Source organism: Mucilaginibacter inviolabilis (genome assembly GCF_011089895.1).
In the GTDB taxonomy this organism is placed as follows: Bacteria; Bacteroidota; Bacteroidia; order Sphingobacteriales; family Sphingobacteriaceae; genus Mucilaginibacter; species Mucilaginibacter inviolabilis.
The window spans coordinates 3825068-3851804 of record NZ_JAANAT010000001.1 but is presented as its reverse complement, the minus strand read 5'-3'; the positions used below and the strand labels follow the sequence as shown (position 1 = coordinate 3851804).

General features: G+C 41.4%; 19 protein-coding genes. 6 read left to right on the top strand and 13 right to left on the bottom strand.

The genetic code is table 11. The annotated features are described in order from the left end of the window. Positions 1-7 precede the first annotated feature (7 nt). Entirely contained in the window at positions 8-2176 is a 2169-nt protein-coding gene (locus G7092_RS15925) for a S46 family peptidase (RefSeq protein ID WP_166090792.1), read from the top strand. 55 nt (positions 2177-2231) lie between these two features. On the opposite strand, the gene lgt is transcribed toward G7092_RS15925, so the two are convergent. Together lgt and G7092_RS15915 are read right to left on the bottom strand one after the other, a co-directional pair. Further along, a complete protein-coding gene (gene lgt / locus G7092_RS15920; RefSeq protein ID WP_166090791.1) occupies positions 2232-3095 on the bottom strand; it encodes a prolipoprotein diacylglyceryl transferase in 864 nt (287 codons plus the stop codon). After that, a complete protein-coding gene (locus G7092_RS15915; protein ID WP_166090790.1) occupies positions 3074-4051 on the bottom strand; it encodes a CobW family GTP-binding protein in 978 nt (325 codons plus the stop codon). Before G7092_RS15915 ends, lgt begins: the two co-directional genes overlap by 22 nt. Before the next feature lie 285 nt (positions 4052-4336). Here G7092_RS15915 and G7092_RS15910 point away from each other — a divergent pair, with 285 nt between their 5' ends. Continuing rightward, positions 4337-4999 (top strand): RNA polymerase sigma factor, encoded by a 663-nt coding sequence (locus G7092_RS15910; RefSeq protein WP_166090789.1) that lies wholly within the window; start codon positions 4337-4339, stop codon positions 4997-4999. Between the two features lie 101 nt (positions 5000-5100). Here the strand turns inward: G7092_RS15910 and G7092_RS15905 are convergent, their stop codons facing one another. Continuing rightward, positions 5101-5538, bottom strand: coding sequence for a GNAT family N-acetyltransferase (locus tag G7092_RS15905; protein ID WP_202985282.1), 438 nt, complete (start codon positions 5536-5538; stop codon positions 5101-5103). A gap of 10 nt (positions 5539-5548) precedes the next feature. Then, complete coding sequence (locus G7092_RS15900; RefSeq protein ID WP_166090788.1) at positions 5549-5989, bottom strand: MarR family winged helix-turn-helix transcriptional regulator; 441 nt, start codon at positions 5987-5989, stop codon at positions 5549-5551. 174 nt (positions 5990-6163) lie between these two features. Here G7092_RS15900 and G7092_RS15895 point away from each other — a divergent pair, with 174 nt between their 5' ends. From G7092_RS15895 to G7092_RS15880, 4 genes are all read left to right on the top strand, one after another. Continuing rightward, positions 6164-7183: a FecR family protein gene (locus G7092_RS15895; RefSeq protein ID WP_166090787.1), complete on the top strand. Its 1020-nt coding sequence runs from the start codon at positions 6164-6166 to the stop codon at positions 7181-7183. Positions 7184-7394: 211 nt separating this feature from the next. Beyond that, the gene (locus G7092_RS15890; RefSeq protein WP_202985281.1) at positions 7395-10850 is read left to right on the top strand and encodes a TonB-dependent receptor; all 3456 of its coding nucleotides are present in this window, start codon (positions 7395-7397) and stop codon (positions 10848-10850) included. Between the two features lie 21 nt (positions 10851-10871). After that, positions 10872-12371, top strand: a complete 1500-nt coding sequence (locus G7092_RS15885) for a RagB/SusD family nutrient uptake outer membrane protein (RefSeq protein WP_166090786.1) — start codon at positions 10872-10874, stop codon at positions 12369-12371. A 161-nt stretch (positions 12372-12532) separates the two neighbouring features. Beyond that, entirely contained in the window at positions 12533-13762 is a 1230-nt protein-coding gene (locus G7092_RS15880) for a multiheme c-type cytochrome (protein WP_166090785.1), read from the top strand. Positions 13763-14064: 302 nt separating this feature from the next. Here the strand turns inward: G7092_RS15880 and G7092_RS15875 are convergent, their stop codons facing one another. From G7092_RS15875 to G7092_RS15835, 9 genes are all read right to left on the bottom strand, one after another. Next, entirely contained in the window at positions 14065-16395 is a 2331-nt protein-coding gene (locus G7092_RS15875; RefSeq protein ID WP_166090784.1) for a multicopper oxidase domain-containing protein, read from the bottom strand. A gap of 15 nt (positions 16396-16410) precedes the next feature. Further along, the gene (locus G7092_RS15870) at positions 16411-16926 is read right to left on the bottom strand and encodes a DUF3347 domain-containing protein (protein WP_166090783.1); all 516 of its coding nucleotides are present in this window, start codon (positions 16924-16926) and stop codon (positions 16411-16413) included. A gap of 127 nt (positions 16927-17053) precedes the next feature. Beyond that, a complete protein-coding gene (locus G7092_RS15865; RefSeq protein WP_166090782.1) occupies positions 17054-17461 on the bottom strand; it encodes an HYC_CC_PP family protein in 408 nt (135 codons plus the stop codon). Between the two features lie 129 nt (positions 17462-17590). Continuing rightward, positions 17591-19171, bottom strand: coding sequence for a RagB/SusD family nutrient uptake outer membrane protein (locus G7092_RS15860; protein WP_166090781.1), 1581 nt, complete (start codon positions 19169-19171; stop codon positions 17591-17593). A 25-nt stretch (positions 19172-19196) separates the two neighbouring features. After that, positions 19197-22394 (bottom strand): TonB-dependent receptor, encoded by a 3198-nt coding sequence (locus G7092_RS15855; protein ID WP_166090780.1) that lies wholly within the window; start codon positions 22392-22394, stop codon positions 19197-19199. Positions 22395-22532: 138 nt separating this feature from the next. Then, positions 22533-23573 carry a FecR family protein gene (locus G7092_RS15850; RefSeq protein ID WP_166090779.1) on the bottom strand — a complete coding sequence of 347 codons (1041 nt, stop codon included), beginning with the start codon at positions 23571-23573 and terminating at the stop codon, positions 22533-22535. A gap of 86 nt (positions 23574-23659) precedes the next feature. Further along, positions 23660-24199, bottom strand: a complete 540-nt coding sequence (locus G7092_RS15845) for an RNA polymerase sigma factor (RefSeq protein WP_166090778.1) — start codon at positions 24197-24199, stop codon at positions 23660-23662. 118 nt (positions 24200-24317) lie between these two features. Next, positions 24318-24740 carry a DUF1801 domain-containing protein gene (locus G7092_RS15840; protein WP_166090777.1) on the bottom strand — a complete coding sequence of 141 codons (423 nt, stop codon included), beginning with the start codon at positions 24738-24740 and terminating at the stop codon, positions 24318-24320. A gap of 529 nt (positions 24741-25269) precedes the next feature. Then, entirely contained in the window at positions 25270-26697 is a 1428-nt protein-coding gene (locus G7092_RS15835; RefSeq protein WP_166090776.1) for a COG3014 family protein, read from the bottom strand. Positions 26698-26737: the final 40 nt, after the last annotated feature.

The window sequence follows — 26737 nt, the reverse complement described above, 5'->3', positions numbered from 1 at the left end:
CAATAGTATGAATAAACTTAAATTAATGATTGCCATGTTCATACTCCCACTTATTTTTATGGAGGGAGCTAAGGCAGATGAGGGGATGTGGATACCTATGCTAATAGGTAAAAACTATGATCAGATGAAAAAACAGGGTTTTAAACTAACTCCTGAAGATCTGTATAATATTAACAAGGCTAGTATTAAGGATGCCATAGTTTCGTTGGGTGGTGGTTTTTGTACAGGTGAAGTAGTGTCTAACAAAGGCCTGGTTTTTACCAATCACCATTGTGGTTACGAGGCGATATCTGCCAATTCAACCCCTCAGAATGATATTCTGGATAATGGTTTTTATGCTAAAAGTTATGCTGAGGAGAAACCGATACCAGGATTGTTTGTGCAGTTTTTGGTGAGGATGGAAGATGTAACACCTCAAGTAAAAGCCGCTTTACAAGGTACTACAGAAGCCAACCGTGGAGAAAAGCTGGAAGAGGTTAAGAATCAGTTGATAGCTGATGCTACGAAGAGTACGGGCTATGAGGGTGCTGTAAAAGATTTTTTTGACGGCAACCAATATTTTCTGTACCTGTATGAAACGTATAATGATGTTCGCCTGGTGGGTGCTCCGCCTCAATCCATAGGTAAATTTGGAGGCGATACGGACAATTGGGAATGGCCAAGGCATACCGGCGATTTTTCCATTTTCAGAATTTACAGCGGTAAAGACGGTAAACCCGCTTCTTATTCTACTGATAACGTGCCATTGCTGCCTAAAAAATTCCTGCCGGTATCTATCAAAGGCGTTAAAAATGGCGATTTTGCTATGGTGTACGGATACCCCGGCCATACAGATAGATTCCTGACATCAAATGGTGTTAGGTTGGCTACAGAGGAGACCAACCCGGTAATAGTAAAGTTGCGTGATATCCGCCTTAAAGCCTGGAAAGAGGAGATGAATAAAAGTGTAGATACCCGCCTTAAACTATCGTCAAAATATGCGGAGATAGCCAACTATTGGAAGTACTTTATTGGCCAGACAGAGCAACTAAAGCAGTTGAATATTTATGATCAAAAGCTGAAAGAGGAAGCCGAGTTTACGCAATGGGCTGCTGATAAACCGGCTTATGCAGGTTTAATGGACAGTTATAAGAAATTATATGCTGCTTATGAGCCTTATGCTGTTCACCGCACTTTTGTAGAGGAAGGTTTGCTGGCCCCTGGCTTTGTTTATAATACGCTGGTTACCTATAATATTTTAAGGGGCATTGCGGCTCGTAAGGACGACGCCAAAGCTGTTGAGGAGCTTAAGAAGGATTTGAAAGAGGTGAATGATAGCTATTTAAGTAACTATAATGAAATAGCAGATAAAAAGATCTTCGCGCAGATTATGGCTACTTATTATGCAGGTGTTCCCAAAGATCAGCATCCACAGTTTATAGAAGACATTGTTAAGAAATATCAGGGAACCACCATTGAAGAATCATTTACAAAATTTGCCGATGAACTTTGGAGTAAGAGCATTGTAATCAACCCGGATAAATTTAAAGCGTTTATGCAAAACCCCTCTATCGAAGCATTGGGTAACGACCCGGCGTGTCAATATGCCAGGCAGGTGAGCCCCCGGGCTTATGCCCGTAACGCCTTTGGTTCAAAGGTGAGCGATTTTGAAGAACAAAAGGAAAAACTGGATAAGATATACCTGCAGGCCTTACTTGAGAAAAATCAAGGCCGTTTAATGTATCCGGATGCTAACTCAACCATGCGTATTAGCTATGGTAATGTGCAGGATTATGCTTCAAAGGATGGTAAACACTATAATATTACCACTAATTTGGATGAGGTAATGAAAAAGTATAAGCCTGGCGATAGTGAATTTGATCTGCCATCGTCGCTAATTGATGCATATAATAAAAAAGATTTCGGGCAATACGCTGTTGATGGAACCGTGCCGGTATGTTTTATCACCAATGATGATATTACAGGTGGAAATTCGGGTTCGCCGGTTATAAATGGTAGCGGTGAACTGATTGGTTTGGCGTTTGATGGTAACTGGGAAGCCATGAGCGGAGATATCGCATTCGACAAGAAATACAAAAGAACCATTTGTGTTGACATCCGCTATGTGTTATGGTGTATGGATAAGTTGGGCCATGCTGATAACCTGATCAGTGAACTGGATATTCATAAAAACTAAGTATCTGTCTATTCAAAATAAAAGGGTGGCTTGTATATACAAGCCACCCTTTTATTTATATGGTTTCAATCTTGTTAGGCATTACAGTATTCTTACCGCTTTTAATGATCATTAAAATCACGCCTGCTACAATAAAAGGAATGCTTAATAATTGCCCCATATTTAGTGACATATGAGCCTCAAACGCTGCCTGATCTTCCTTCAGGCCTTCTAACAGGAATCTGGCCGTAAACACTAGAGCCAGAAATAAACCCAACAGAAAACCATTTTTTAATGACCGGTATCTGGTTACTAAGTTTAAAATGATAAAGATACCAATGTATGCCAATGCTTCATAAAGCTGCGCCGGGTGCCGGGGAATACTATCCTCCCTGACAAAAATAAATGCCCAGCTCACCTCCGTTGGGCGCCCGATAATTTCAGAATTCATGAGGTTTCCTAATCTAATACAACATCCAGCCAGCGGAACAACTAAAGCCAGTTGATCCATAACCCATAGCAGGTTTATATACTTTTGATATTTGCGATGATAAAGCCAAAGTGCTATAAATATACCAATGCCACCACCGTGGCTGGCCAGGCCCTGATAACCAGTGACTTTGAAAGTTGGAGCAAACTGAAAAGGCAAAATTATTTCTATCAGATGCGAATGATAATACTCCCAGTCATAAAACAAGCAATGACCTAACCGGGCGCCAATCAGCGTGCCGGCTATTATATAAATAGTAAGTTTTTCAAGAAGATAAGGATTAATAAGAGCGCTTTTAAAACGTTGTTTAATGATGAGGTAACTCCATATAAAGCCACCTAAAAATAAAACAGAATACCAACGCAGGGCATAAAAGCCAAGGTCAAAAATGTTGGGATTAGGGTTCCAGGTAATGTACCCGCAGATGTTTAAATGTGTCGATAAAAGCATTGTCTTAACATTTTTTCAAACCCAACCGGGTTCAGGTTTTTACCAATAAATACAATACGACTGTTTCTTTCAGTATCCTCGGTCCAGGTATCGCCAGCGGCAACAGCCAGGTCTTGCATAACAGATTGGATGATGATTTTTTGTGATTGATCGTGAATATTAAAAATACCTTTTACGCGATAAACATCTTTAGCCTGAAAATTCAGAAAAACAGTTAAGCGATGCGATAGCAGTTGCAAATCAAAAGGTTCGTTAAAGTTAAAACTTAAAGAAACCAGATCTTCATGTTGATGACGTTGTACTGTAAAGATCCGGTTGGTTACTTTGGGCAATTTGTCTTCAACTATGGCATTACGTGATACCTGGTAAATTTCAGTAAAAGGATAGCACTCACGATGGCCCGATAATACCGTAGCTAATGGATTAATGCCTTTTAACAGTTTTTCAATATGAGCCAGTTGTTCTGTAGTTATCATGTCTGTTTTAGTGATGAGTAAAATATCGCTAAAACTAATCTGATTGCGCGCCTCGTCTGTTTCGCGCAATTGTTGCTCAATATTACGGGCATCTACCAGGCATATTACCCTTTTAAGCTTATAGTAGTAGGGCACGTTTGCATTAGTAAGAAACGGTGCAGCTACTGATGCGGGGTTGGCGATACCGGTGGTTTCTATAATCAGCTCATCAAACTCCTCGCGGCCTTCCCATAAAACTTCCAGCAACGAGTAAAAATCTTCATTTAAAGTACAACACAAACAGCCATTGCTAAGTTCAAATAGTTTATCATCTGCACAAATAACCAATTGTCCGTCTATCCCTTCCTGGCCAAATTCATTTTCGATTACGGCCAGTTTCTCTGTGTTTTTATAAGCTATCAACCCGTTCAGAAAAGTAGTTTTACCGGCACCTAAAAAACCAGTGATTATGGTAACGGGCTTTGCTGCTGTCACACTCATCTTTTAATTTATTTAAAGTGGAACAAATATAATTATTAAATGCAATTTTGTTGCTTTTGATTATTGTTAGTTATGAAAATAATAATGTACTTGCAGATCCGTTTTTACATAGCAAAGTGTTTTTATAACACTTTGTAAGTTTTTAATAGCTAAAATGTTACGAGGGGAAATAAAAATTAAACGAAACTATTACAATCCAAACTTGGTTGATTGTTATTTTTTTTTCAGTTTTGTCGATTGGTTAATATTTTAATTATATGTTATTAACCTGCTGTTACCTAGGTTATGATTGATTTCACAGAAGAGCTGTCTGAAGAAGAACTGATACGCTTGCTGAAGCAAGACAGGCTTGGTGCGTTCCGTGAAATATACTCCCGGTACTGGAAAAAGCTATTTGATGAGGCATATAAGCGCCTAAAGAACAGAGAACTGGCTGAGGAAGTTGTGCAAGAACTTTTTACAACACTTTGGACAAAAAGACAAGTACTACAAATTAACACTACCATAGGCGCATATCTGCATTCGGCTATAGCCAACCAGGTTATTGATATTTATCGTAAAGAACTGGTGCGTTCACGATATAAAGAAGCTTTTAAAGTGGTACATACTGAGGTTGATAATTCGACCGAAGATTCCATCATGTTGAAAGATCTGGTTTATACCATCGACGAAGAAATAAGCCACCTGCCTGATAAATGCCGTTCTGTATTTGAGCTTAGCCGGAAAGAACATAAAAGTAATAAGGAGATAGCCAGCTACCTGGGTATATCAGAAAAAACCGTAGAGCAGCATTTGACCCGTGCTTTAAAACAGATACGCTTAACCCTTACACATTACCTGATGCTAGTATTGGTTTTACAGGCTACGGTTACTTACACCATGGGTTACCGTGTATCTAAGGTACATCGACCATTATCTGGTCTGTTAAAATCTACAAGGTCGGTATAACTAACCATTAAATTCCCTGCCTCTTTTTTCATTTAATCTTCCAGAATAAGATTATATCTTAATTCCGTAAGGGCTTTGTCAAATGCGTAGGATATTTTTTCCTAGGCCAGGCGAAAGCCATATCTGGTGTATAATGCTATTGCCGGCTGCTGCTCATTAGTGGTCCACAAATAGGCTTCTTTATAACCTAGCTCACGCATATAGGTTATAAATTCATCCATCAATCTTTTGCCCAAACCTATACCGCGATACTCGGGCAAAAAAATAAAGTATCGTAGCTGAACAGTCTGTCCGCGATGAAATCCAAGTAAGAAACCAATGATTTTACCATCATGCTCACATATCCAGACCCTGTCTTTTGCCGGGTTATAATAGCGGGCAAATTCATGTAAACCTTCCAGCACATAGCCCTCAAAGTTTAGGCCATAGCCCAGCTCATGTGCGTATTGTTTGCCGTGTATATAAGCAACATAGCCCAAATCGCCGGGGAGCAGTTGGGTTCTTAGTTTAATATTATTTAGCGTTATCGTAGTATCCATGTAAATTAAATTATAGAGACTTTGTTAAAATGTTCATGATGGCATTCATATGAGCGACTAACTCCTGCTTATCGGATACTTTTAAACCGGCCGTCATAGCACCAATCTGTTTGTCAGAGGCTTTATTAAGCATAGCAAACTCCTTTGATCCTTTTGCTGTTAACGAAATAAGCATAGCCCTTGCGTCATGTCCGGACGGTTTTTTGATGACGAGGCCTTCTTTTTCCAGCTTTTTTAACAACCGGCTCAAATAACTTTTGTCAATGTTCATGGCCGTCATAATTTGTGACGCTTGTACATTTTCACCAACATATATTTCATATATAATCCTGGCTTCAGCCAGGGAGTATGCACTATGCAACAGGTGCTTATCGAGCAGACCAATGATATCGGTGTAAAACCTGTTGAAGGCACGGATTTCAGCAATAGGATCTGTAAGTGTAGTAGTCATAAAGCAAAGATAGTTAAATATGGTTGACAAAGTCAACAATATTTAACTATCTTTTTAGATCCTTTTGCTGTGTAACACATGAAATGAAATTTTTTAAAATTTTTTTTCAATCAGACTAAGGGATGTGCCTTTCTCAAACGTCAATCATTGTATAAACCGAATTTTTTTCTTTTCATGAAAGAACATCTATCTATTGAATTACTGGAAAGGTATATTAATGGCGAATGTACGGATGACGAGGTCGCCCTGGTAAAACAATGGTACCAATCATTCGAACATGATGCTGATTATACTTCGAACTTAAATGCTTCTCAGCAAAAGGAATTGGAGGAAAAGATATATAACAGTATCCTTAAAAATATAGATGTTGTAAATAGTGAGGAGATTCCGGTAATAAAGAAAAGAGGTAGTTGGGTGTATGTAAGTGCGGTAGCAGCCATGTTGTTGATAGCCTTAATGATAGGCTTATACCGCCAGACAAATAAGGGAAACAAAAAGGAAGTAGCGGATGATCAGCAGAATATGGTTGCTATTACCAATAACTCTCACCGCATTTATAAATCAAAACTTCCCGATGGTAGCATGGTTTGGCTAAACCCCAACTCACAATTGAAATATCCAAAAGTATTTGCAGCATCATCACGTATGGTTTTTATGTCGGGCGAATGCTTTTTTGAGGTTACAAAAAACCCGGATTGTCCTTTTATAATCAACAGCCATTCCATTATCACCAAGGTATGGGGAACGAGTTTCCGTGTACGTGATAATGAGCAAAGCAACGAAGCTGATGTGGCTGTAGTAACCGGTAAAGTGTCTGTGAGCATCAAAACTAAACAGAGTATAAATAACACGCAGTTAAATATAGAAAACGGTGATGTGATGCTTTATCCTCATCAGAAAGCGATATACTCTGCACATGATCATACGCTAAAGCCTGTCATTAAATCTGATGAAAGCACGCTTAAAATATGGAATCATGAGGATTTGTTATTTGATAATAAACTCGTGAGAGATATTATACCTGCATTAAATGCCAGGTATAAAACTCACATTGTTGTAGCCAACGAAAAATTGAACCACTATATGCTTAACGCAGATTTTACGGGTTTTAATCTACCGGATGTTCTGGAGGCGCTTAATAAGTCGTTAAGCATTGATTATGAGATAAAAAATAACACCATCGAACTAAAATAAACCAACTATTAACCAAAACCGTCATTGAATGAAAGAGAGAACAAAGTCCTAAAAATCAGTTATAAACCAGCAAGAAAGCTGGATAAATAAAAAAAACTTAGAAGTGTTGCGACCACTCCTAAGTTCAGATCAGCCCAAATGAATTGACACCATTTTTTAATGGTGGCGGGGCGTTAATTGTCTCATTTTTAAAAAGAAACATAACAAATATATGAAATTTCGTTTACGAACACCTATTCCCTGGTATCAAATCATGAGGATAACTTTTATTCAAATTCTGATATCAACCATGTTAACCGGTATGGCCTACTCAAACACTTTGAGAGCCCAGGGTATACTTGATAAAAAGATAAGTATATCATTAAATAATACCACCCTGGTTGATGTATTAACTCATTTGCAAAAGAATGATAATGTTAAGTTTATATATAGCAGCACAGCTATCAACGGCACTCAAAAGGTTTCTGTTAATATGGAAAACGAGTCGCTTAAAAATGTGCTTGACGAGGTATTAAAAAGTAAAGGCATCAGCTATGAGGTACTGCAAGACAGAATTGTGCTGGGTAAAGCCGGTACTGTTAACGAAACCGCCCCGGTTGTTCCGGTAACCACTCCGGAAAATACAACAACAGGTGTCGCTGCAACCCCAATAACCGGTAAAGTAGTTGATAAGACGGGGGAGCCCATTATTGGCGCCAGCATCCTTGAAAAAGGAACCACCAATGGCGTATCGACAGACTTGAATGGAAATTTTAAGCTGAATGTGGCTGGACCAAACGCGGTACTTGTAGTTGCCTACATTGGTTACAATAACCAGGAAGTAGCTGTAGGTGGCCAAACCAACATTACCATAACGCTGGTTGAGAACATAAAAAATCTGAACGAAGTTGTTGTTGTTGGTTACGGTACTCAAAAGAAAGCTACCGTTACCGGTGCTATTAGCAGCGTTAAAGCAGCAGATATACAAGATCAGCAGGTAACTCGTATTGATGATGCTTTAAGAGGTCGTGTTAGCGGGGTAAGTGTTGTACAAAGCTCAGGTCAGCCCGGTGCTGCTCCGCAAATACGCGTAAGGGGTGTTACATCAAGAATAAATAGCGATCCGTTATATGTTGTTGACGGAGTTGTTGTTGACGACATATCGTTATTGAACCCTAATGATGTGGAATCAACAGAGGTTTTGAAAGACGCGTCAGCAGCTATTTACGGTTCACGTTCATCAAATGGCGTTATCCTCATCACTACCAAAAAAGGTAAAAAAGGCGACGCTGTAATTAGCTATAACGGTTATATTGGTTTTCAGGGGCCAGTAAGCAAGGTTAAATTGGCCAATGCATCACAGTATGCTACTTTAAGAAATGAAGCACAAGCTAATGATGGTAAAGCTCCCATATTCACCAATCCGGGATCATTAGGCGCTGGCACCAACTGGCAAAATGAGATATTCAGCAATAACGCTTTGATCCAGAATCATAACCTGAATATTAGTGGTGCTACTGATAAGGCTACTTATTATACTTCTTTTGGCTATCTTGATCAAAAAGGTATTGTAATGCCTGATATTTCTGATTACAAGAAATTTAACTTTACAACCAATACAACCTACAAGGTTAAAAAGTGGCTTACTGTAGGAGAAAACTTTACCTACTCTTACAATCGAAATAAAAGTGTAGGTAATACCAATAGTGTATTTGGCGGTCCACTTAGTTCTGCTTTAAACCTTGATCCGCTTACGCCGGTAACAGTAAGCGATATTGGTGCCCAGCCAAATGCATCTGTTTATACAGATCAGGCTAACTATATTGTAAGAAATGCGCAAGGTTTACCATATGGTATATCCAACTATGTGTCACAGGAGATAACCAATCCTTTTGCGTATGCTCAAACCCGTGTAGGTAATTATAACTACGCTACCAATCTTTTGGGTAACGCTTTTGCTGAAATTTCACCAATTGAAGGTTTAAAGATCCGTACACAAATAGGTGCTAAACAATCATACTATGGTCAGGATGGTTTTACGCCGCTTTACTATCTTAACTCAAGTACAAGCAATTTATCAAACACTTCACAGTATCAGGAAAACGACAGAAATTTGTCATGGAACTGGGATAATACAGCAACCTACACCCGTTCATTCGGTAAGCACAATTTATCTGCTTTAATAGGTACCAGTGCGCAGAAAATAACATCGTCTGGCTTAGGAGGTACTTTCATTGGTGAACCGGTAAATTCATTTGCCGATGCCTCCACAGGATTTGCTTTACCTGCAGCCAATAGAATTGCTACTGGCATCATAGCTCAACCACATACGCTGGCTTCATATTTTGGTAGGGTGACTTATGACTATGATCAAAAATATCTGTTCACAGGTATCGTACGCCGCGATGGTTCATCAAGATTTGGTAGTAACAATGTTTATGGTACGTTCCCATCTGCCGAAGCGGGTTATGTGATCAGCCGTGAAGATTGGTTCCCAAAAAACACTTTTGTTGATTTTATTAAACTGCGTGGTTCGTACGGTATAGTAGGTAATGAGATGGCCGTTGGCGATTTTGCTTACGCAGCAACTATTGGCAGTGGCCGTAACTATGTGTTTGGTAATGATAACCTGATTGTAGGTTACAGCCCTAATGCTCCGGCCAACCCGGATCTGAAATGGGAAGAAACCCGTACTGCCGACATCGGGTTTGATGCTACCTTGTTCAATAATTTAAGCGTAACCTTTGATGTTTACAGAAAGCTAACCAAAGGTATGCTGCAAAATGTGCAGTTACCAACTTATGCCGGTTTTAATGGTCAGCCATTTGCCAACGTTGGTGATATGGAAAACAAAGGTGTGGAGTTAAGTTTGGGTTATACTGGCAAAGTGGGAGATTTTAATTACAACGTAGGGGGTAATATCTCTTACAACCACAATGAAGTAACCAGTCTGGGTAACCAAATCAACTACTTTACTGTAGGTACTGTGCAAAGCTCAACCTATGAAATTGGCCGTACAGCCGTAGGCCAGCCGGTTGGGGCATTCTATGGCTTCCAGGAGTTAGGTGTATTTCATTCACAGGCAGAAATTGATGCCTACACACACAATGGTGTTAAAATTCAACCTAATGCCAAACCCGGTGACTTTAAATGGGCAGATGTAGATGGTGATGGCAAGATAACGGCAAATGATCGTAAATTTTTGGGTAATCCGCTGCCAACCTTTACTTACGGTGTAAACTTTAACGCCAGCTACAAAAACTTTGATATTAAGATATTTGGTCAGGGTGTTTGGGGTAATAAAATTTACCAGGCCTACCGTCGTTTAGATATTGCTTCGGCAAATTATCCTATTGCCGCTTTAAATGCCTGGACGCCAGATAATGCAGGTAGTAACTACCCGCGTTTAACAGATGCAGACCCTAACAATAATTTTAAAAACCCATCAAACTTTTACCTGCAAAATGGGGCATACTTCCGTATCAAAACTTTGCAGTTAGGTTATAACCTGCCACAAAGCTGGTTAAAATCGGCAGATGTTAAAAAGGTTAGGGTATTTTTAAGCAGTAACAACCTGGTAACCATTACAGGTTACAAAGGCTATGATCCTGAAATAAGTGGTGGTATTGATATGGGTATCTATCCGCAGGCCCGCACATTTATGGCTGGTTTAGACATTACTTTATAATAACAAATAACAAGATTGATCATGAAATCAAAATATATTATATATACAGGGGCAATTTTGCTGGGTGTAGGTGCTTTAGCTTCCTGTAAAAAATCTTTCCTGGAATTAACACCGCAAGGGCAGTTCCTGCAGTCAAACTATTATGCTAATCCAGCGGAAGCGCTTACTGCTGTAGTGGCGGCTTATGATCCGTTGGTTACCGAGACAGGCGGTATTGATAATACCTATTCATCACCGTTGGGCGCGTTGAACTCAGCTTCGGATGATTGTTACGCAGGCGGTGGAAGTTCGTCAGATGTGCCCGCATGGCAGGCAATTAATAATTATACCCTATCGCCAACTGTTGGCCCTCAGAACCAGTTCTGGGCCATCAATTTTCAGGGTGTAAATCGTGCCGACGTATTGTTGGAGCAATTACCTAAAGTGCCGGGTTTAAGTGCCGATTTGTTAAAGAGATATACTGCCGAAGGCCAGTTCCTGCGTGCACACTACTACTTTGACCTGGTTAGGTTATTTAAAAATGTGCCGCTGATTTTATCTACACTAAATCTTACTAATGTTTATGATCAGCCACAGGCTACACCAGATGCGGTATATGCGCAAATAGAAAAGGATCTTATTGCAGCTATTGATGGCTTACCGGTAACTATAATCCCTGCCGAAAATGGTCGTGTATCTCAAGGTGCCGCCAAAGCCCTTTTAGGTAAGGTTTACCTATATGAGAAAAAATGGTCGGATGCTGCACGTTTGTTAAATGATGTAAATACCAACTACAGCTATAAATTATTACCTAATTACGGTGATATATTCAGCACCAAAAATAAGTTCAATAGTGAGTCGATCTTTGAATTGGTACACTCTGGCACACAAAGCTATACCTGGAGCAACTGGGATCAGTTTAAATCAAACGTGTATGTACAAATGGTTGGCCCAAGAAGCTATACTGGCCCAATCTACTACAGTGGAGGTTATGGTTTTAGCCCGGTTACTACACAATTGGCTACCGCAATGAAAGGCGATCCCCGCTATGGCTATACTATTGTAAATATCGACAGCTTAACCAAGGCTACAAAAACAAGCTATTCACCAAGCTATCAGAATACCGGTTACTTTATACAGAAATATGCGCCTATAAACGCCAATAAAGTAACAACCGGTATCACCGAGCTTAACTGGCCTAATGACTACATCGAGATCCGTTTAGCGGATACTTACCTGATGGAAGCTGAAGCTGATCTGAATGGTGGTGGTAGTACTGCACGTGCACAAACTTTGCTTGATGCGGTACGTAGTCGTGTAGGTTTACCATCTGTACCGGCTACGCTTGATAATATTTATACAGAGCGTCGTTTAGAGCTGGCTACTGAAGGTCATCGCTGGTTTGACCTTGTACGCTGGGGACAGGCACCTACTGCCTTAGCGTTCAAGGGCTTTAAAGCAGGTCTCAATGAAATTTTACCTATCCCATTGAATGAAACAACCAATGGCAGTAAAGTAAAACAAAACCCGGGCTATAATTAATATAACCGCTTATATAGAAGGGCTGCCGCGTGATGTGGCGGCCCTTTGTTTTTTTATTTGTTTTATATAATTATTGCGGTAAATTGTTGTTGGTTTTATAAGCGTACCCCGGCCAATAAAATCAGATTTAAACCACCGTATCCAATTTGTGAATTAAGGACATGCTTAAAAAAAAGACCTTCTTTTTTGTTTTAATTTCCCTTATCCCCTTAAGCTTTATTTTAACACAGTGTTACAACGCCGGAGCTCCTGAAAATGATCCGCGGGGGCAATTATTTGCCGGGTCCGAGAGTTGTGTTAAATGCCATAGCGATGTATATAACTCCTATCAGCATACTGCCCACTTCCAGACTACGCGTCCTGCCTCTGCTGATAACATCAAAGGCAGTTTTGCAAAAGGATTTAACATCCTGGATTATGGAAACGAGTTGCACGTAGCCATGGAAAAACGAGGCGATAGCCTTTACCAGGTTGGATACATGAACAATAAACAGACCGATGCCGAAAAGTTTGAGATCACAGTAGGACTGGTAAACGCCCAAACGTATTTATATTGGAAAGATAGCCAGCTATTTGAATTGCCGGTGTCATACTTTACGGCTTTACATGGCTGGGCCAATAGTCCGGGTTACGATCCAACCCGGGTAAACTTTCAGCGGCCTATATTGCGTAAATGCCTGGAGTGCCATACCTCCTATATCAGCGATCTGCCCCAGGCGCACATGCAGGTTGGGTTTGACAAAGCATCACTCATATATGGTATTGATTGTGAGCGTTGCCATGGCCCTGCGGCTAATCACGTTAATTATCATACTGCTTATCCGGATGAAAAGAAGCCAAAATACATTACCACTTATGCCTCTTTAACCAGAGGACAAAAGATGGACGCCTGCGCGGTTTGTCATTCCGGTACAAAGGGTGGTTTTTTGCGAACATCATACGGTTTTCATATGGGCGATACTTTATCTAAGTTTAAGGAAATGACCTTTTTGCCTGATGATCCTACGCATCCAAGCCCCGATGTGCATGGTAATCAGAGCTCGCTGTTGCCTGCCAGCAAGTGCTTTATCATGAGTAAAATGGATTGTAATACCTGTCATGATCCGCACGTGAACCAGGAGAAAAATATAGGCATGTTTACCCAAAAATGTCTGAGTTGTCATAGCGAAGCCAAACATAATTTTTGTAAAATGGCTCCGCAAATTGGTGCGGTAATCAATAACTATTGTATCAACTGCCATATGCCGCAGCAATCATCGCATGTGATTATGGTAGGAGGGGGCTCCCAGGGTAAAACCAGTGCGCCTTACCTTTTACGCAATCATCACATCGCGGTTTATCCGGAAGAGACTCAAAAGGTGCTGGATTTTATAAAGACAAAGAAAATATAAACGGGACGTAAAAAGACGCATGCAATGCGTCTCTACGTGTTGAGATATTTGTAAAGACGCATTGCATGCATCTTTTTTTATGGATTAACGAGCGTTCAACGCTATTAAAAAGTGGGTTAACATGGGTTTACATAATTTACGACTAAAAACAACTTAAGATATTGAAAATAAGATAGTTAAATAAATTTAGGCCCTGAAATGTGTAAACCCACTTTTGGTTAATCCAAGACCATAGCGTATCCGTGTAGATCAAAGGAAAAAGAGGCTGATCATGGTGGATGATACAGCCTCTTTTTAATAAATTAATAAGTAAGCGTTAAACCACCGCCCCAACCCATATCGCTGTCATAATGGGTAGACAGCGCAAAGTTGCGGGTAAAAATATACCTGAACCCGGCCGCATATTCCTTATCCGTATTACCCATAAAGGTGAAACGCAGACGACTGGTAAGCGGTATATCATCCCTGCTTAGCTGAAATCTTAATTTGCCATTGCCATCAATACGGGCATCGGCCACTACCAGCATGGGCAGGGTGTAGGCTAAACCGGCAACTACAGTTTTACGGTTATTTTTATTACTTATTTGGCCAAAGAGATTCTTTTCGGGCTCGCCAGTTTCTTTTTTGTAATGATAATCAAAACCGCCGTAAGCGTATAGCCATTGCATGCGGCCGAAATAACGGCCCAGCATAGTTTCGCTTTCATAACCATCGTGATCATGCAGGCCCAGGTGCCAGAGGGTCGAAAACTTCCAGCGGGTACTGGCCAGCGCGGCTGTACCATCACTGCCGTTACTTTCCAATCCTACTCTTGCCGACGCATAAAAATGCTGATCATCGGCATAGATCTTTTTGATGGCTGTGGCGGGATCCGGGATCTCGGGATTTGGCGGCGAATTTTCATAGCTGAATATGCGCCCCATACCGCTCATCATATGGTAAAGTATATGACAGTGGAAAAACCAGTCGCCGCTTTCGCTGGCCCTGAACTCAATGGTATCCCTTTCCATGGGCATAATATCCAGTGTGTTTTTTAAGGGGGAATGATCACCCTGGCCGTTCAATACCCTGAAGTAATGTCCATGCAGGTGCATAGGATGGCGCATCATGGTGTTATTATATAGGATGATGCGCACATTTTCGCCCTTCTTGATCAGAATCTTGTCCGACTCGGATACGGTTTTATTGTTGATTGTCCACACGTAACGGTTCATGTTGCCGGTCAAATCAAACCGCAGTAGTTTGGTTGGCCCTTCGGGTAAAGTAGTTACTTTTGTCGATCGTAACATGCCATAGTTCAGGGTGACAATATCTGAGGAATTGCTGCTCATATCCATCCCGTCCATATTCATGTTGCCCATATCCTTGTCATCAGCTTTTTTATCGCCCATATTCATACCACCCATTTTGTCGGCTTTCTGATTCTTTTGACTAGCGGCTTTTTTCGCTTCCCCTGTTATTTCGGGATACATTACGGTGTTCATATCCATTACCTGGTTGGTCATGGTCATGCCGTCCATCTCTTTCATATTGCCTTGCATGTCCATCATCCCGTTCATCATTTTCATGCCCTCAAAATATTTTAGGCGCGACAGATGCGTGGCTTTATGCTGTGTACCCGAGCCCAGCCAAAGCGATGTATATTTGGTTCTATCTTCGGGCGTTGCCAAAAACTCGTAGCTGCCATCTTTAGGGATGGTGACCACCACATCATAAGTTTCGGCTGTGGCGATAATCAAGCGGTCGACCTTTACCGGTTCCACATCTTCACCGTCATTGGCTACCACGGTGATTTTACCGCCTGCATAATTGAGCCAGAAATAGGTTGATGAACTACCGTTAACCACATGCAGCCTTACCTGGTCTCCGGCTTTAAATTGCGGCGCGGCATTCTCCGGTTTACCATTGCTGAAAAAGCGGTCGTAGAAAACATCACTTACATCCATGGCTGTCATCCGCTTCCATTCGTTGGTCAGTTTGGTTTTCAATTGCCCCTCTTTAATGGCTTCGGCATAGTTCTGTGTGCTGCCTTTACGTATGGCATACCAATCGGTAGCGTTATGCAGCAGGCGTTGTACCTGTTCGGGATTGTCATCTGTCCAGTCGCTCAGCAGCAAGGTGTAATCTTTAATGGGCGATGGTTGTTTTTCATTGATGATAAAAGCGCCATACATCCCGCTTTGCTGCTGCGTCATGGTATGCGAATGATACCAATAAGTACCATGCTGCACCAGCGGGAATTTATAATGATGTGTTTCACCAGCCTTTACCGGCGATGTAGTGAGATAAGACACGCCATCATACCGGTTAGGCAGTATCAGCCCATGCCAGTGGATGGATGTCTCCATCATCATGTTATTGTGTACATAGATCTCGGCAGTATCGCCCTCGGTAAAGGTTAGGGTAGGCGCCGGTATCGATCCGTTAATAGCCATGGCTGGCCGGGCTTTACCGGTATAATTTACCGTAGTATCGCCTATATATAAATGGTAAATCTCCCTGTTGCCTATTTTGGTATAGAAAGGCTCCCGCTTACCGCCTGCACCCTGATCCATTTTCATAGACATGTGATGCTGACCGAAAGCAGTAGCCACCAGAAACAGATTTACCCATATTAAAAGGTAAGTCTTCATAAAAAAGCCTGTTTGTTATTTGGCAGCTGGAGCCAGCGTTTCTGTTGTTTTACCACAGGTTAGCATTTGTTTGCCATAGTATGGGTTTTTAATGGCATTGCTTTCACTTAGCCAGGTTGCCTTTTTCATAGGGCAGTATTGCTCATAAACTGTGTTGGTATTTAGTTTAAGACCTTTAATTACGGCATACATGTTTTTAGATAAACTGGTGAAATGTTCACGCTGATGATCAATAGCATCACTCTGGCTGATGTGGCGGCTGTCAAACTCCAGTTTTTCGGCATAGGTCATCCATAATTTATGCTGATCGGCACTCAGCTTATCCATGGGCACAGCGGCAATGGCGGTTAGCAGATCTTTAGCCTTTGCCTTGGTTTGCGCGTTATTATCGGCAGTAAGTGCATTCTTAACATCCAGGTAGGCGCTCAGTACATTATTCACAGCCGTATTAGCTGTTTTATCCTGAGCCTTAACGGTTGAATAAGTGATGAATGCGGTGAAAAGTATAATGAAGGTTTTTAACGTTCTCATGATTTTTTATTATTAAAAGTAATTAATTTTTAGTTGATAATCATTACCCGGCAATTACGAATAATAGCCTGATAAAATAAGTAGCAGACATAGTTGGGCCACTTTAAAATAGGATTACTTTAACTGATCAAATCTGGAGAGAACGCTGCTGTATAGCTATTGCCTTGCCCGATAAACCTGGTGGGGCCTTACCTAAACTTAGCTTAAATGTATTTAAAACGACATACTGCGTAGCAGTCGAAATAGATTGAAATGGCTGGGAAATGATGGCCACCGAAGGAGATTGCGCATCAACGCCAACTGGTTTTATGTTTTCTTTAATCACATAATTACCATGCTTTTTGCAGCAATCACAATCGTCGTTTTTTGAACTGTGTTTATGATGGTGGTGGTGAGCCGCCTTATGATCCATGGCCTGCATGGCCATTTTGTTGCCCATTAAGCTTTCGCCTGTACAATGTACCAGGCACACAAACATCCCTGTAGTGAGTAACAGGTAAAATGCTGCAATGCTTAAAACGGCTGCTCTTTTCATCCAACAACAAAGTTAAAGCATTATAACGGATATGTTTTATAAAATTTTATACGCTATTTATAAAATTTTGGTCAATAAAAAACCCTTAGCTAAAAGCTAAGGGCTGTGATAAGGTTTAGGGGTATTAAATTAATAACCTGGATTTTGTTGCAGTTTTGAATTCAGGATAATTTCGGCAGAAGGGATTGGGAAAAGACGTTTGTTTACGTCTTTGTCTGTTTTGTAACCCCATGAATCTTCATATTTACCAAAACGGATCAGGTCGTTTCTGCGCCAGGTTTCCCAGTTCAGCTCGCGTGCCCGCTCCTGTAAAAGATTGGGCAGATCGACGCTCGTCCAGGTGGCGGCTTTACGTTTTGCCCTTAACTGGTTAACTAATGACAGGGGGCTATCGCCATTGGTTGGAGTTGCACCACGTAAAATAGCTTCGGCTTTTGTTAGCAATATATCCGCATAGCGAAATACCGGTACGTCATTGCTCTGGTTACGATCTGTAGCGGTAACATCCGGGTAATATTTGTTGTTACGGATACCTTTGGCTTTACCCAATTCGTCGCCGCCAACCTCAAAGGTGGGTACATCAACCAGGGTCAGATCTGGCGTAAAGGTTAGCTGGTAATCAACCGGTGCGGTAGGGTCAGAGCCTTTATAAGATGCATCCAGTCCAATCTTAGTAGTTTTGATGATGATTGGGTTACCCGCAAAATCATACTGTTTACCAATAAGCCAAAGGCTTGTACGGACATCATTAGGATCGTTAAACTGCGCGTAATAAGAGGGTATGGTACTGCATGGGTTACTCAAACGGTACAGCAAACCATATTTAGCCTGTAATGCGGGGTGCAGGTTATACCAGGTAAATTGTTCGCCCTGTGCTTGTGCATGATCATAAGGGATAGCGAAAATAAATTCTTTCATCTGTGGGCCATTGTCTGGATAGAACATTTTCAGATAATCGTCGGCCAAACTGAATTTACCTGAGGCTGTAATCAGGTCGCACATTTTAACCGCATCGTCATAACGGGACGTACCGGTATAAACCTGAGCATTTAGATACATTTTGGCTAGTATGGCGTATGCAGTATATTGGGTTGGGCGGCCGTAAGTGGTTTGATCAACTACCTGGCTTAGGTTAGGGATAACGGCAAGCAGTTCTTTTTCAATAAAAGCAAATACATCTTTACGGGCGGTGGTAGCGGGCTTATCGGCGGAACCAAAAGTGGTTACTACGGGGATATTGCCATATAGGTCCATCATAAAGAAAAGTGCTAAGGCCCTGGTGGTTCTTAATTCGGCAATAGATGTGGCTTTGGCCGCATTATCAGGCGATGTGGCAAAACTGGCAATAACGCGGTTACAGGTACTTACGGTACCAAAACCCCAGCTCCAGGCGTCGGCAACCTGGGGCAGGTCGGCATTCCAGCTATGATAATGCAGTTGTTGATAACGGCCGCCATCGCGCCAGCCGCCTGCCCTTGCAGGCATAATGGCCTCGTCGGTACTTAAGCTTTGCATTTGCCAGTATGATTGTGCAAAGCTCCCTCTTAATTGTACGTAGGCGGCACCCGATGCCAGTGTAAACTGAGCAGAAGTTACAGGGAAATTGCTAGGGGTTAATTCGCTTTCAACCGGCACATCAACCTTGGTGCATGATGATATGGTTAGCGCGGTTAAAAATATGGCGCAATATTTATGAATGGAAGTTTTCATGTTGATCTGTTAATGAGATGATGATTTAAAATGATGCACTTAAACCGAACAGGAAAGCCCTGGTGCGCGGATAATAATTTTTATTATCAATACCTGGTGTAAGCCCTCCTAATGATACTTCAGGATCTATACCCTTATATCCCGTTATAGTAGCCAGGTTGTTGCCCGATACATACAGGCGCAGGTTACGTATACCTGGTGTAAATTTAGGGAAGGTATAGCCCAGCGTAGCATTATCCAGCCTTAAGTAAGAGCCACTTTCAATATAACGATCTGAGTATATATAGGCATTAACATCCTTAGGCGATTCATTTGCCGAGGAAACCGGCAGGTTATAGCTTCGTACGTCACTGGTACGGTTCAGGTCGGCCAGGGTAGCGTTCAGTATTTTACCACCCAATGATCCCCTTATAAATACATTCAGGTCAAAATTACCGTAGGCAAAGCTGTTGCTAAAACCAAACAGCAGTTTAGGCTGTGCATTACCGGCATAATAATAATCTTTTGAGGTTGGAGTGGTGGTAAGCCCGCCGCTGCGGCTGTAAAACTGTGATACACCGGCAGCATTTTTGCCCGCATATTTATATAAAAGGAACTGGCCAACAGGGTAGCCTGTTTTCAAGATCTGTACTTTATACCCGGTTTCGCCCTGGCCACCAGGTTCAGCTACCGGAATAGAATCGAGCTTAAAGGAAGAGTTTGATAATGATACCAGCTTGTTATTATTATGGGCTACGTTAAGTGAGGTGTTCCATCTGAATGTGCTGGTTTGAACCGGAGTTGCGTTAATCGTTATTTCGTATCCCTTGTTTGAAATATCGCCAACGTTGGCGGTAAGCGTATTGGCAAAATATTGTGTGGTTGATACCGGATAGAAATAGATCAGGTCGCTGGTTTTTTTATCATAAACTTCCAACGTTCCGCTAACTCTGCCTTTGAGTAAAGAGAAATCCAGGCCAAGGTTATACATGGCTGTTTTTTCCCATTTCAAATCGGGATTAGGGTTTTGAGTTGGGCCAATAGCATTGGTAAATGTACCATTGTTATAAAATGCGCCCACATTGCCATATTTGATCTGCGCAATCAGTGGATCGAAACCCAGGGAGTTACCGGTGATACCGTAGCTGGCCCGCAATTTTAAATCGTTAAAGAGGGTCTGTTTTTTCATGAACGACTCCTCAATGATCCGCCAGCCAAGCGATGCAGAAGGGAAAGTTCCCCATTTATTGTTTGCACCAAAGGCAGATGAACCATCGCGCCTTAATGATAGTTGTACCAGGTACTTATTATCAAAGCTATATTTGGCCCTGCTGTAATAAGATATTAAGCGTAGTTTTTGATAGAGGTTACTTCCCCAGTCAGTTTTAAAGCCGTTTGGTGGCGAGCCCAAGCCGATATTTAAATAGCCAATATCGTCTGTAGGGAAATTACGGTTGTTGGCCTGAAATCCATCGCCATTTACATCCTGCTGTAAGCTATAACCGGCCAGTACATTAATGTTATGCTTACCGGTAATTTTATCATAGGTCAGGAATGTTTCGCCTACTTTATGCGTGTTTTCATATGATGAGCGATAGGCTTCGCCATTTACACCCTGGTCAAGCGTATACTGGCTGTTATAATAAGCCCCGCCATTAACCTGCTCATTTTGTGTAGACAGGTTTATATTATAAGTAAAGCCAAAAGGCAGCTTTAACTCAGCGGTAGCGCTTATTAAGTTTAATTTACTTTTACTTTGCTGATTGGCATCGGCCAGTAATGCTACCGGGTTATAATATTGTATCCGTTGCAGGTTTTCGGTATATACCCCGTTTTGCTTTACCGGTACGGTTGGTAAATAACGCAGCATATTGTATAAAACAATGTTCTGATTAGGTATAATATCAGAAGTGCTGGAAGAGTTATTTACAGACAAGCCTAGTTTTAAATGATCGTTAAAGGCCTTTTGTTCAATAGCCGCTTTAGTGGTTAACCGGCTTAGTTCACTTCCCTTCAGGATACCTTTATCATCAAAATAGTTCACAGAGGCGCTGTAGGTAGTTTGATTAAAACCACCGCTAAGCGCAACGTTATGATTTTGTGACGATCCGGTACGGCTTACCTCTTTTTGCCAGTCGGTATTAGCTCCTTTTTGATCAGATGGGTCAAGTGCCAGCCCATTTTTTGTTAAATAGTCATTGAGCTGACTGGCATTCATCATTTTAATGCTGTTGGCGATATTTTCAACGCCTGCGTAAGCATTATAAGAAATCACCGTTTGTCCTGTTTTTCCTTTTTTGGTTGTAATGATAATTACACCATTAGCGGCACGAGTACCATATATAGCTGTTGCTGATGCATCTTTTAACACATCAATGGTTTCAATGTCATCTGGCGATACCAATCGATAATCAGCACCAGCTACACCGTCAATTACATAAAAAGGTTCCTGTGCACCACCGGTTGTACGCAATGTTGATGGGCCTCTCAGGCTGATAGAAGGCGCCTCGTTTGGATCACCCGAACGGGTAATGTTCAGACCGGCTACCTTACCTTGCAGCAGTTGCGCCGGGTTGCTGAACGCACCTTTATTAAAATCTTTATTTTGAACAGATACAATAGAGCTGGTTAGCAGTTGACGAGATTGTTTACCGTAACCAACCACTACCACCTCTTTTAGCGCCGCCTGGTCTGCTTTTAAAGATACGTTGAGTATACCACCAGAAACCGGAAGTTCCTGTGATACATAGCCGATGAATGAAAATACCAGGATATTGTTTTCGGCAGCCTCGATATGGTAACTACCCGCAATGTCAGTTACGGTTCCATCGGTGCTGCCTTTTATCTTTACCGATACGCCGGGTAGGGTTTCGCCTGTTTGCGCATCAATAACTTTACCGGTAACCCGCATGAGCCTGGCGGTGGTTTGTACGTATATGGTTTGATCAACCCTTTTGAATGATAAACCAGATTGTTTGGCTATTTTTTTTAATACCTCATCAATAGGCTGATTATTTTCAGAAAGACTGATCTTTTTGCTGAGCTGTGCCTCGGTTGCGTTATGTATAAAGCGTAAACCGGTTTGTTTTTCTATTAATGAAAATACCTCCTTGATGGTTTTTTCGGAGACCTGTATAGTGCAATTGATAGAATCTGAAGTGCGGTTTACATTGGCTGCACTGGCTGGTATAACCGTGCACATCAAATAAATAGCACTAAGAAGCGAGAATATATATTTTTTCATATTTTTGAGATTGTTTTACTAAAATGAATTGGGTCCTTTGGCGAGAACCTGATTACGGAGCAGGTAGTATGATCTGATCATGCTGCCTGTTGTTGTTTTATGCTTTTGTTACTTCATTAAATTTTACCTTTCTTTGGTTTAGTTACATTTACCGGAAATGATCATCTTATTGCCCTGCATTTGCCATGATACATCCGCCACTATCTTAATTTGTTCCATCACTTTAGTGAGCGGAATATTATCAAAAGTGCCTTTCAGTTTGCAGCGTAGCAGTGTACTATCTTTTAACTGAACGGGTATGCCATACCATCTGCTTAATTTTTTGGCGGCATCAGACCAGCTATCATAGTTAAATACCAATTTGTTTTCTTTCCAGCCGGTAATATCTTCGGTCATAAAATCAGATACATGGGCCTGATGATCTGTTTTAGAATAGGTCATTTGTTTACCCGGATCAAGGATAATGCGTTTGGATAGATCATTATTCATATCCACCTGAACTTTACCCTGTACCAATGATACCGTGATATTGCTGTCGTTTTGGTAAGCCGAAACGTTGAAATGCGTGCCGAGTACTTGAGTAGCTATCTTGCCTGTATGTACAATAAAGGGCTTTTGTGGGTCTCTTTTTACGTCAAAAAAGGCTTCACCATCCAGGTAAACCTCACGTTTATCATCGCCAAAGCTGTTCGCGATACGCAAGCTGCTGGATACGTTAAGTGTAACCGCGGTGCCATCTGGCAAATTGATCTTTTTCTTTTCACCAGGAGCCGTATGTTTTTCGGCCATAGCCAGGTTATCCGCTGGTTTGTTACTGAGTTTAGCTTTATATAACCAAAAAGCACCTGCCAAAACCAACACAGATGCAGCTACAGCAAGGATGGGCCGTAACTTTAGAATGATAGTATTGGGATGGCTTGTTTTTGCCGATCCGTTTTTGGAAACCAGTCCTGTGGCTTCCTGATCATCTATTTTTCTATTTAAACGGGCTAATGCTTCATTGGCCTTACTACTATTATTGGGCACGGCCTTTTTGGCCGACCAGATCTCGGCGATATCCTCAAAAGCATCGGAAAATTCCTTATCTGTTTGAACTTTTTGTAATAAATACTGGGTTTCCTCCTCGGTTATTTTTCCTTCCAGGTAACCTATAATCAGCAGGTAGTGATGTTCATCCATGTATGCCATTTTGAGGTAAGTATTCAAAAGGGCATAATTCGATTACATGATTTTGCGATTTAATGTAATGTTAATATTGGAGTGGATTACTTAACAAAGAGCAGGCGTTTCCGGAAATAATTTATAGACCGGTAAATATGTGTTTTTACCGTGTTGGGCGAGATGCCTAGGATCTCGGCAATCTCCTGGTAGTCAAGCTGGTGTTGCCAGTTCATTAGAAAAATAAGCTTGCCCTGTTCGGGTAATTCATCAACAAAGCGTTCGATCATCAGGCGGCGGTCTTTTCTGAAAAGCATTTCATCGGGCCTGAGATGATCACTGATGGCTTTATCCGATGCATACTCCTCGGGCAGCAGCTGCATCTTTTGATTTTTCCCTTTTAGCGTATAAATCCTGTTTTTTACAGCGCCGTACAGGTATGATTTTATAGAGGTATGGATGTGAAGTCTTTCCCGTTTTACCCACAGATCCAGGAAAACGTCGGCAATGATGTCTTCTCCATCATCGCTATTTATACCTAGAAACCTGCAAAAGTCTGATAATAATGGATAGTATTTTAGAAATAAGGAGTTGAAGGCTTCCCTGTCATCTGCTTTTACCTGCGACAGTAATTCTATATCATCCATTATAATTATTCAATAGGGGCAATTATATCACTAAGGTATTACTATGCTTAATTTTATAAGTTAAGTTATTGTTAAGCTTTAAAAGCCCAATGGAGCATATATAAAGGCTTTCAGGATGTTATGGTGTGCTATATTTTGCTGTTACATAACTTACAGAAGAGTTGATCATCTCCCTAAGTACTTCTTCCTGAATGTCCTGCAATTTTTTGATATAGATACAGCCTTTCCCGGTTTTATGCTTGCCGAATTTGGCAAGCAGTTTTTCTTTCTCCACAGCATCCAGCATCAGGTACAGGGAAATTTCGGCTTTGTGTGGCGAAAACGCTACCATAGGGCCATCTCCTTCACGGCCACTTTCATATTTGTAATGATAGCTGCCAAAACCCACAATAGCAGGTCCCCACATTTTGGCTTTCAGGCCGGTTTGTTCTTCCATGATTTGCACCAGCCGGAAACTATCTGCTCGTTTGGTTTCATCGGGTACCAGGTTCAGAAATTCGGTTACACTGGCGGTGCTTTCTTTGGTTTTATTTTCGGCCATGGTATGATAGGTTGAAATTGACAGGTTCCTGAAGTTTGAACGACCTAATTAAAGATACTTATAAAATTCAAACAGCAATAATTGAGGAAGGACTTTTTAAACCTCAATTTTAACACTTTTCTCCTCAAAAACGAGGCAAAAATGGATCAAAAACAGCTCAAAACTTATTCATAACTATCGATTTTAACACTTTTTAACAAATTTTCGACACGGTTTTTAATATTTAAAAAGATTGACTTGTCTGAAATTTAGGTAGATATATTTCAAAGAGTTAATTTTTGGAGCTTTTTATCTCTTTAACCAAACAGCCCTGCTTACAATATTCAAGTAAGCAGGGCTGGCCTTTGGATGTATTTAAAGATACAAAAAATGTTTGGGATTGGCAATGGATGGACGGAAGTGCTTTAATAAAAATGCGTCATTGCGAGGCACGAAGCGAATAGTTTTTTGTCATTCTGAGCGGAGCGAAGAATCTAATCGCCGATAGATCCTTCGTTCCGCTCAGGATGACAAATTAAGTATAAGAATTTTACCTTAATGACGAATAATTATAAAACTGCAGCCTGCCGGTGCCGTTTACTTTGATGGTTTTAACCTCGTCGGCGCCATGGCTGTTTTTTAAAGTTAAGCTGATTTGGTTTTCGCCTTTTTGAAGCGGTATGCGCGCGTATGAAATGTACGAGGGCAGGCTTTGCCAGTTACGGGTGTCGGCCTTTTCTGATAGCAGGCTGTATAGCTGTATACCATAGCCAATGCCTTGTAATAAGGAATTGTTATTGCCATTGTTATCTTTAGCGGCTGCACGTACAGAATATTCGGCAATCTTTTTTACAGCTAGCCTGGAGAGTGTTTTACCAATCTCTTTTAAGGTACGTTCCTGTAAGGTTTTAAAGGCCAGCTGATTGATATCCTCGGCTTTTTCAAGCGGTATTTGCTGCTGATTATTGGTGATCACCGCGCCAGAATAATAAGGGGTTTGCGCCACGTATTTTGGCCAGGCTACCCGCAGGCTTTCTACCGATTTGGTATTTACTTTATATCTGTCGCCGCTGTAATTGAAAGGAACTACTATGCCTCCGGCAGCATCGGTAAAAAAAAGATCGCCGTTATCGTTCCTGATCAGGCTGAAAAATAAGTCGACCTGAGTTTTAACCGGGGCCAGGCCATTCTCCCAAAAAAGGATCAGTTCGCCGCCATCGCTGGGTTTGGGCATATCATATTTAAAGCCGAATGCTTGTTCAAATTCATCGGCCTCGGTTGTAAAGCCGTTTAGTTTGGCCGTGCGGATCACGTCCTGCTGCAGGCCCAGTGGCATCGGGGTGCCATAGTAGGTTTTGTCGGAGCTTTTCAGGTAGATCTCGGCCGCGTTGCGATACGATATAAAAGCGTTGTTCACATCGTTGTTGCTTTCATACAACATACCCTGCAGCATCAGTGAAAATGCATCGTTTGAGTAGCGGTTATCCTTATTATTGAATTTATCGCCCTGTTGTTGCGCCTGCAGGGTAATGCGGCGGGCCTCTACTACAGCCTCATCAATGTTATGCAGATACATGTAATTGAGCGCCTTGTAGTAATGGATCATGAATTTTTCAAAATCCTCGCCCTTATACCGTTGCTCCATGGGGTTTACCAAGGCGCCAACGGCTTCGTCTGTTGCACTGGTAAGGCCTTGCTCCAGCATCTGATCGGCCTCGTTAAAATAACGGTTGCTTGCTTCGTATTCGCCATTCAGCTGACTAATCCTGCCTTTTTCCATCAGGAAAAGGAGTTTGTTGCGGGGTTTTTGGATCAGGCTGTTTTTGTCGAGCTCAGTCTCCGCCGCTTTGTAATTCCCGGCCGAAACATTTTTATAATACGGAAGAATACGGTCATTATAAGATGCGCAGCCCGACAAAAAAAGCATCAATCCTATAACAGACGATGCCTGGAGAATATACTTGCGGAGGTTTATCATTGTTTATAGGGTATCAAGTAGGTATAGTTAGTATCACGTA

Bases quoted from the DNA above. Each gene is read 5' to 3' on its own strand.
- G7092_RS15865 (WP_166090782.1), bottom strand. From the start codon at position 17,461: ATGAAAAGAGCAGCCGTTTTAAGCATTGCAGCATTTTACCTGTTACTC.
- G7092_RS15850 (WP_166090779.1), bottom strand. From the start codon at position 23,573: ATGGATGAACATCACTACCTGCTGATTATAGGTTACCTGGAAGGAAAA.
- G7092_RS15900 (WP_166090788.1), bottom strand. From the start codon at position 5,989: ATGACTACTACACTTACAGATCCTATTGCTGAAATCCGTGCCTTCAAC.
- G7092_RS15880 (WP_166090785.1), top strand. From the start codon at position 12,533: ATGCTTAAAAAAAAGACCTTCTTTTTTGTTTTAATTTCCCTTATCCCC.
- G7092_RS15895 (WP_166090787.1), top strand. From the start codon at position 6,164: ATGAAAGAACATCTATCTATTGAATTACTGGAAAGGTATATTAATGGC.
- G7092_RS15875 (WP_166090784.1), bottom strand. From the start codon at position 16,395: ATGAAGACTTACCTTTTAATATGGGTAAATCTGTTTCTGGTGGCTACT.
- G7092_RS15925 (WP_166090792.1), top strand. From the start codon at position 8: ATGAATAAACTTAAATTAATGATTGCCATGTTCATACTCCCACTTATT.
- G7092_RS15840 (WP_166090777.1), bottom strand. From the start codon at position 24,740: ATGGCCGAAAATAAAACCAAAGAAAGCACCGCCAGTGTAACCGAATTT.
- G7092_RS15885 (WP_166090786.1), top strand. From the start codon at position 10,872: ATGAAATCAAAATATATTATATATACAGGGGCAATTTTGCTGGGTGTA.
- G7092_RS15910 (WP_166090789.1), top strand. From the start codon at position 4,337: ATGATTGATTTCACAGAAGAGCTGTCTGAAGAAGAACTGATACGCTTG.
- G7092_RS15915 (WP_166090790.1), bottom strand. From the start codon at position 4,051: ATGAGTGTGACAGCAGCAAAGCCCGTTACCATAATCACTGGTTTTTTA.
- G7092_RS15890 (WP_202985281.1), top strand. From the start codon at position 7,395: ATGAAATTTCGTTTACGAACACCTATTCCCTGGTATCAAATCATGAGG.
- lgt (WP_166090791.1), bottom strand. From the start codon at position 3,095: ATGCTTTTATCGACACATTTAAACATCTGCGGGTACATTACCTGGAAC.
- G7092_RS15845 (WP_166090778.1), bottom strand. From the start codon at position 24,199: ATGGATGATATAGAATTACTGTCGCAGGTAAAAGCAGATGACAGGGAA.
- G7092_RS15860 (WP_166090781.1), bottom strand. From the start codon at position 19,171: ATGAAAACTTCCATTCATAAATATTGCGCCATATTTTTAACCGCGCTA.
- G7092_RS15855 (WP_166090780.1), bottom strand. From the start codon at position 22,394: ATGAAAAAATATATATTCTCGCTTCTTAGTGCTATTTATTTGATGTGC.
- G7092_RS15835 (WP_166090776.1), bottom strand. From the start codon at position 26,697: ATGATAAACCTCCGCAAGTATATTCTCCAGGCATCGTCTGTTATAGGA.
- G7092_RS15870 (WP_166090783.1), bottom strand. From the start codon at position 16,926: ATGAGAACGTTAAAAACCTTCATTATACTTTTCACCGCATTCATCACT.
- G7092_RS15905 (WP_202985282.1), bottom strand. From the start codon at position 5,538: ATGGATACTACGATAACGCTAAATAATATTAAACTAAGAACCCAACTG.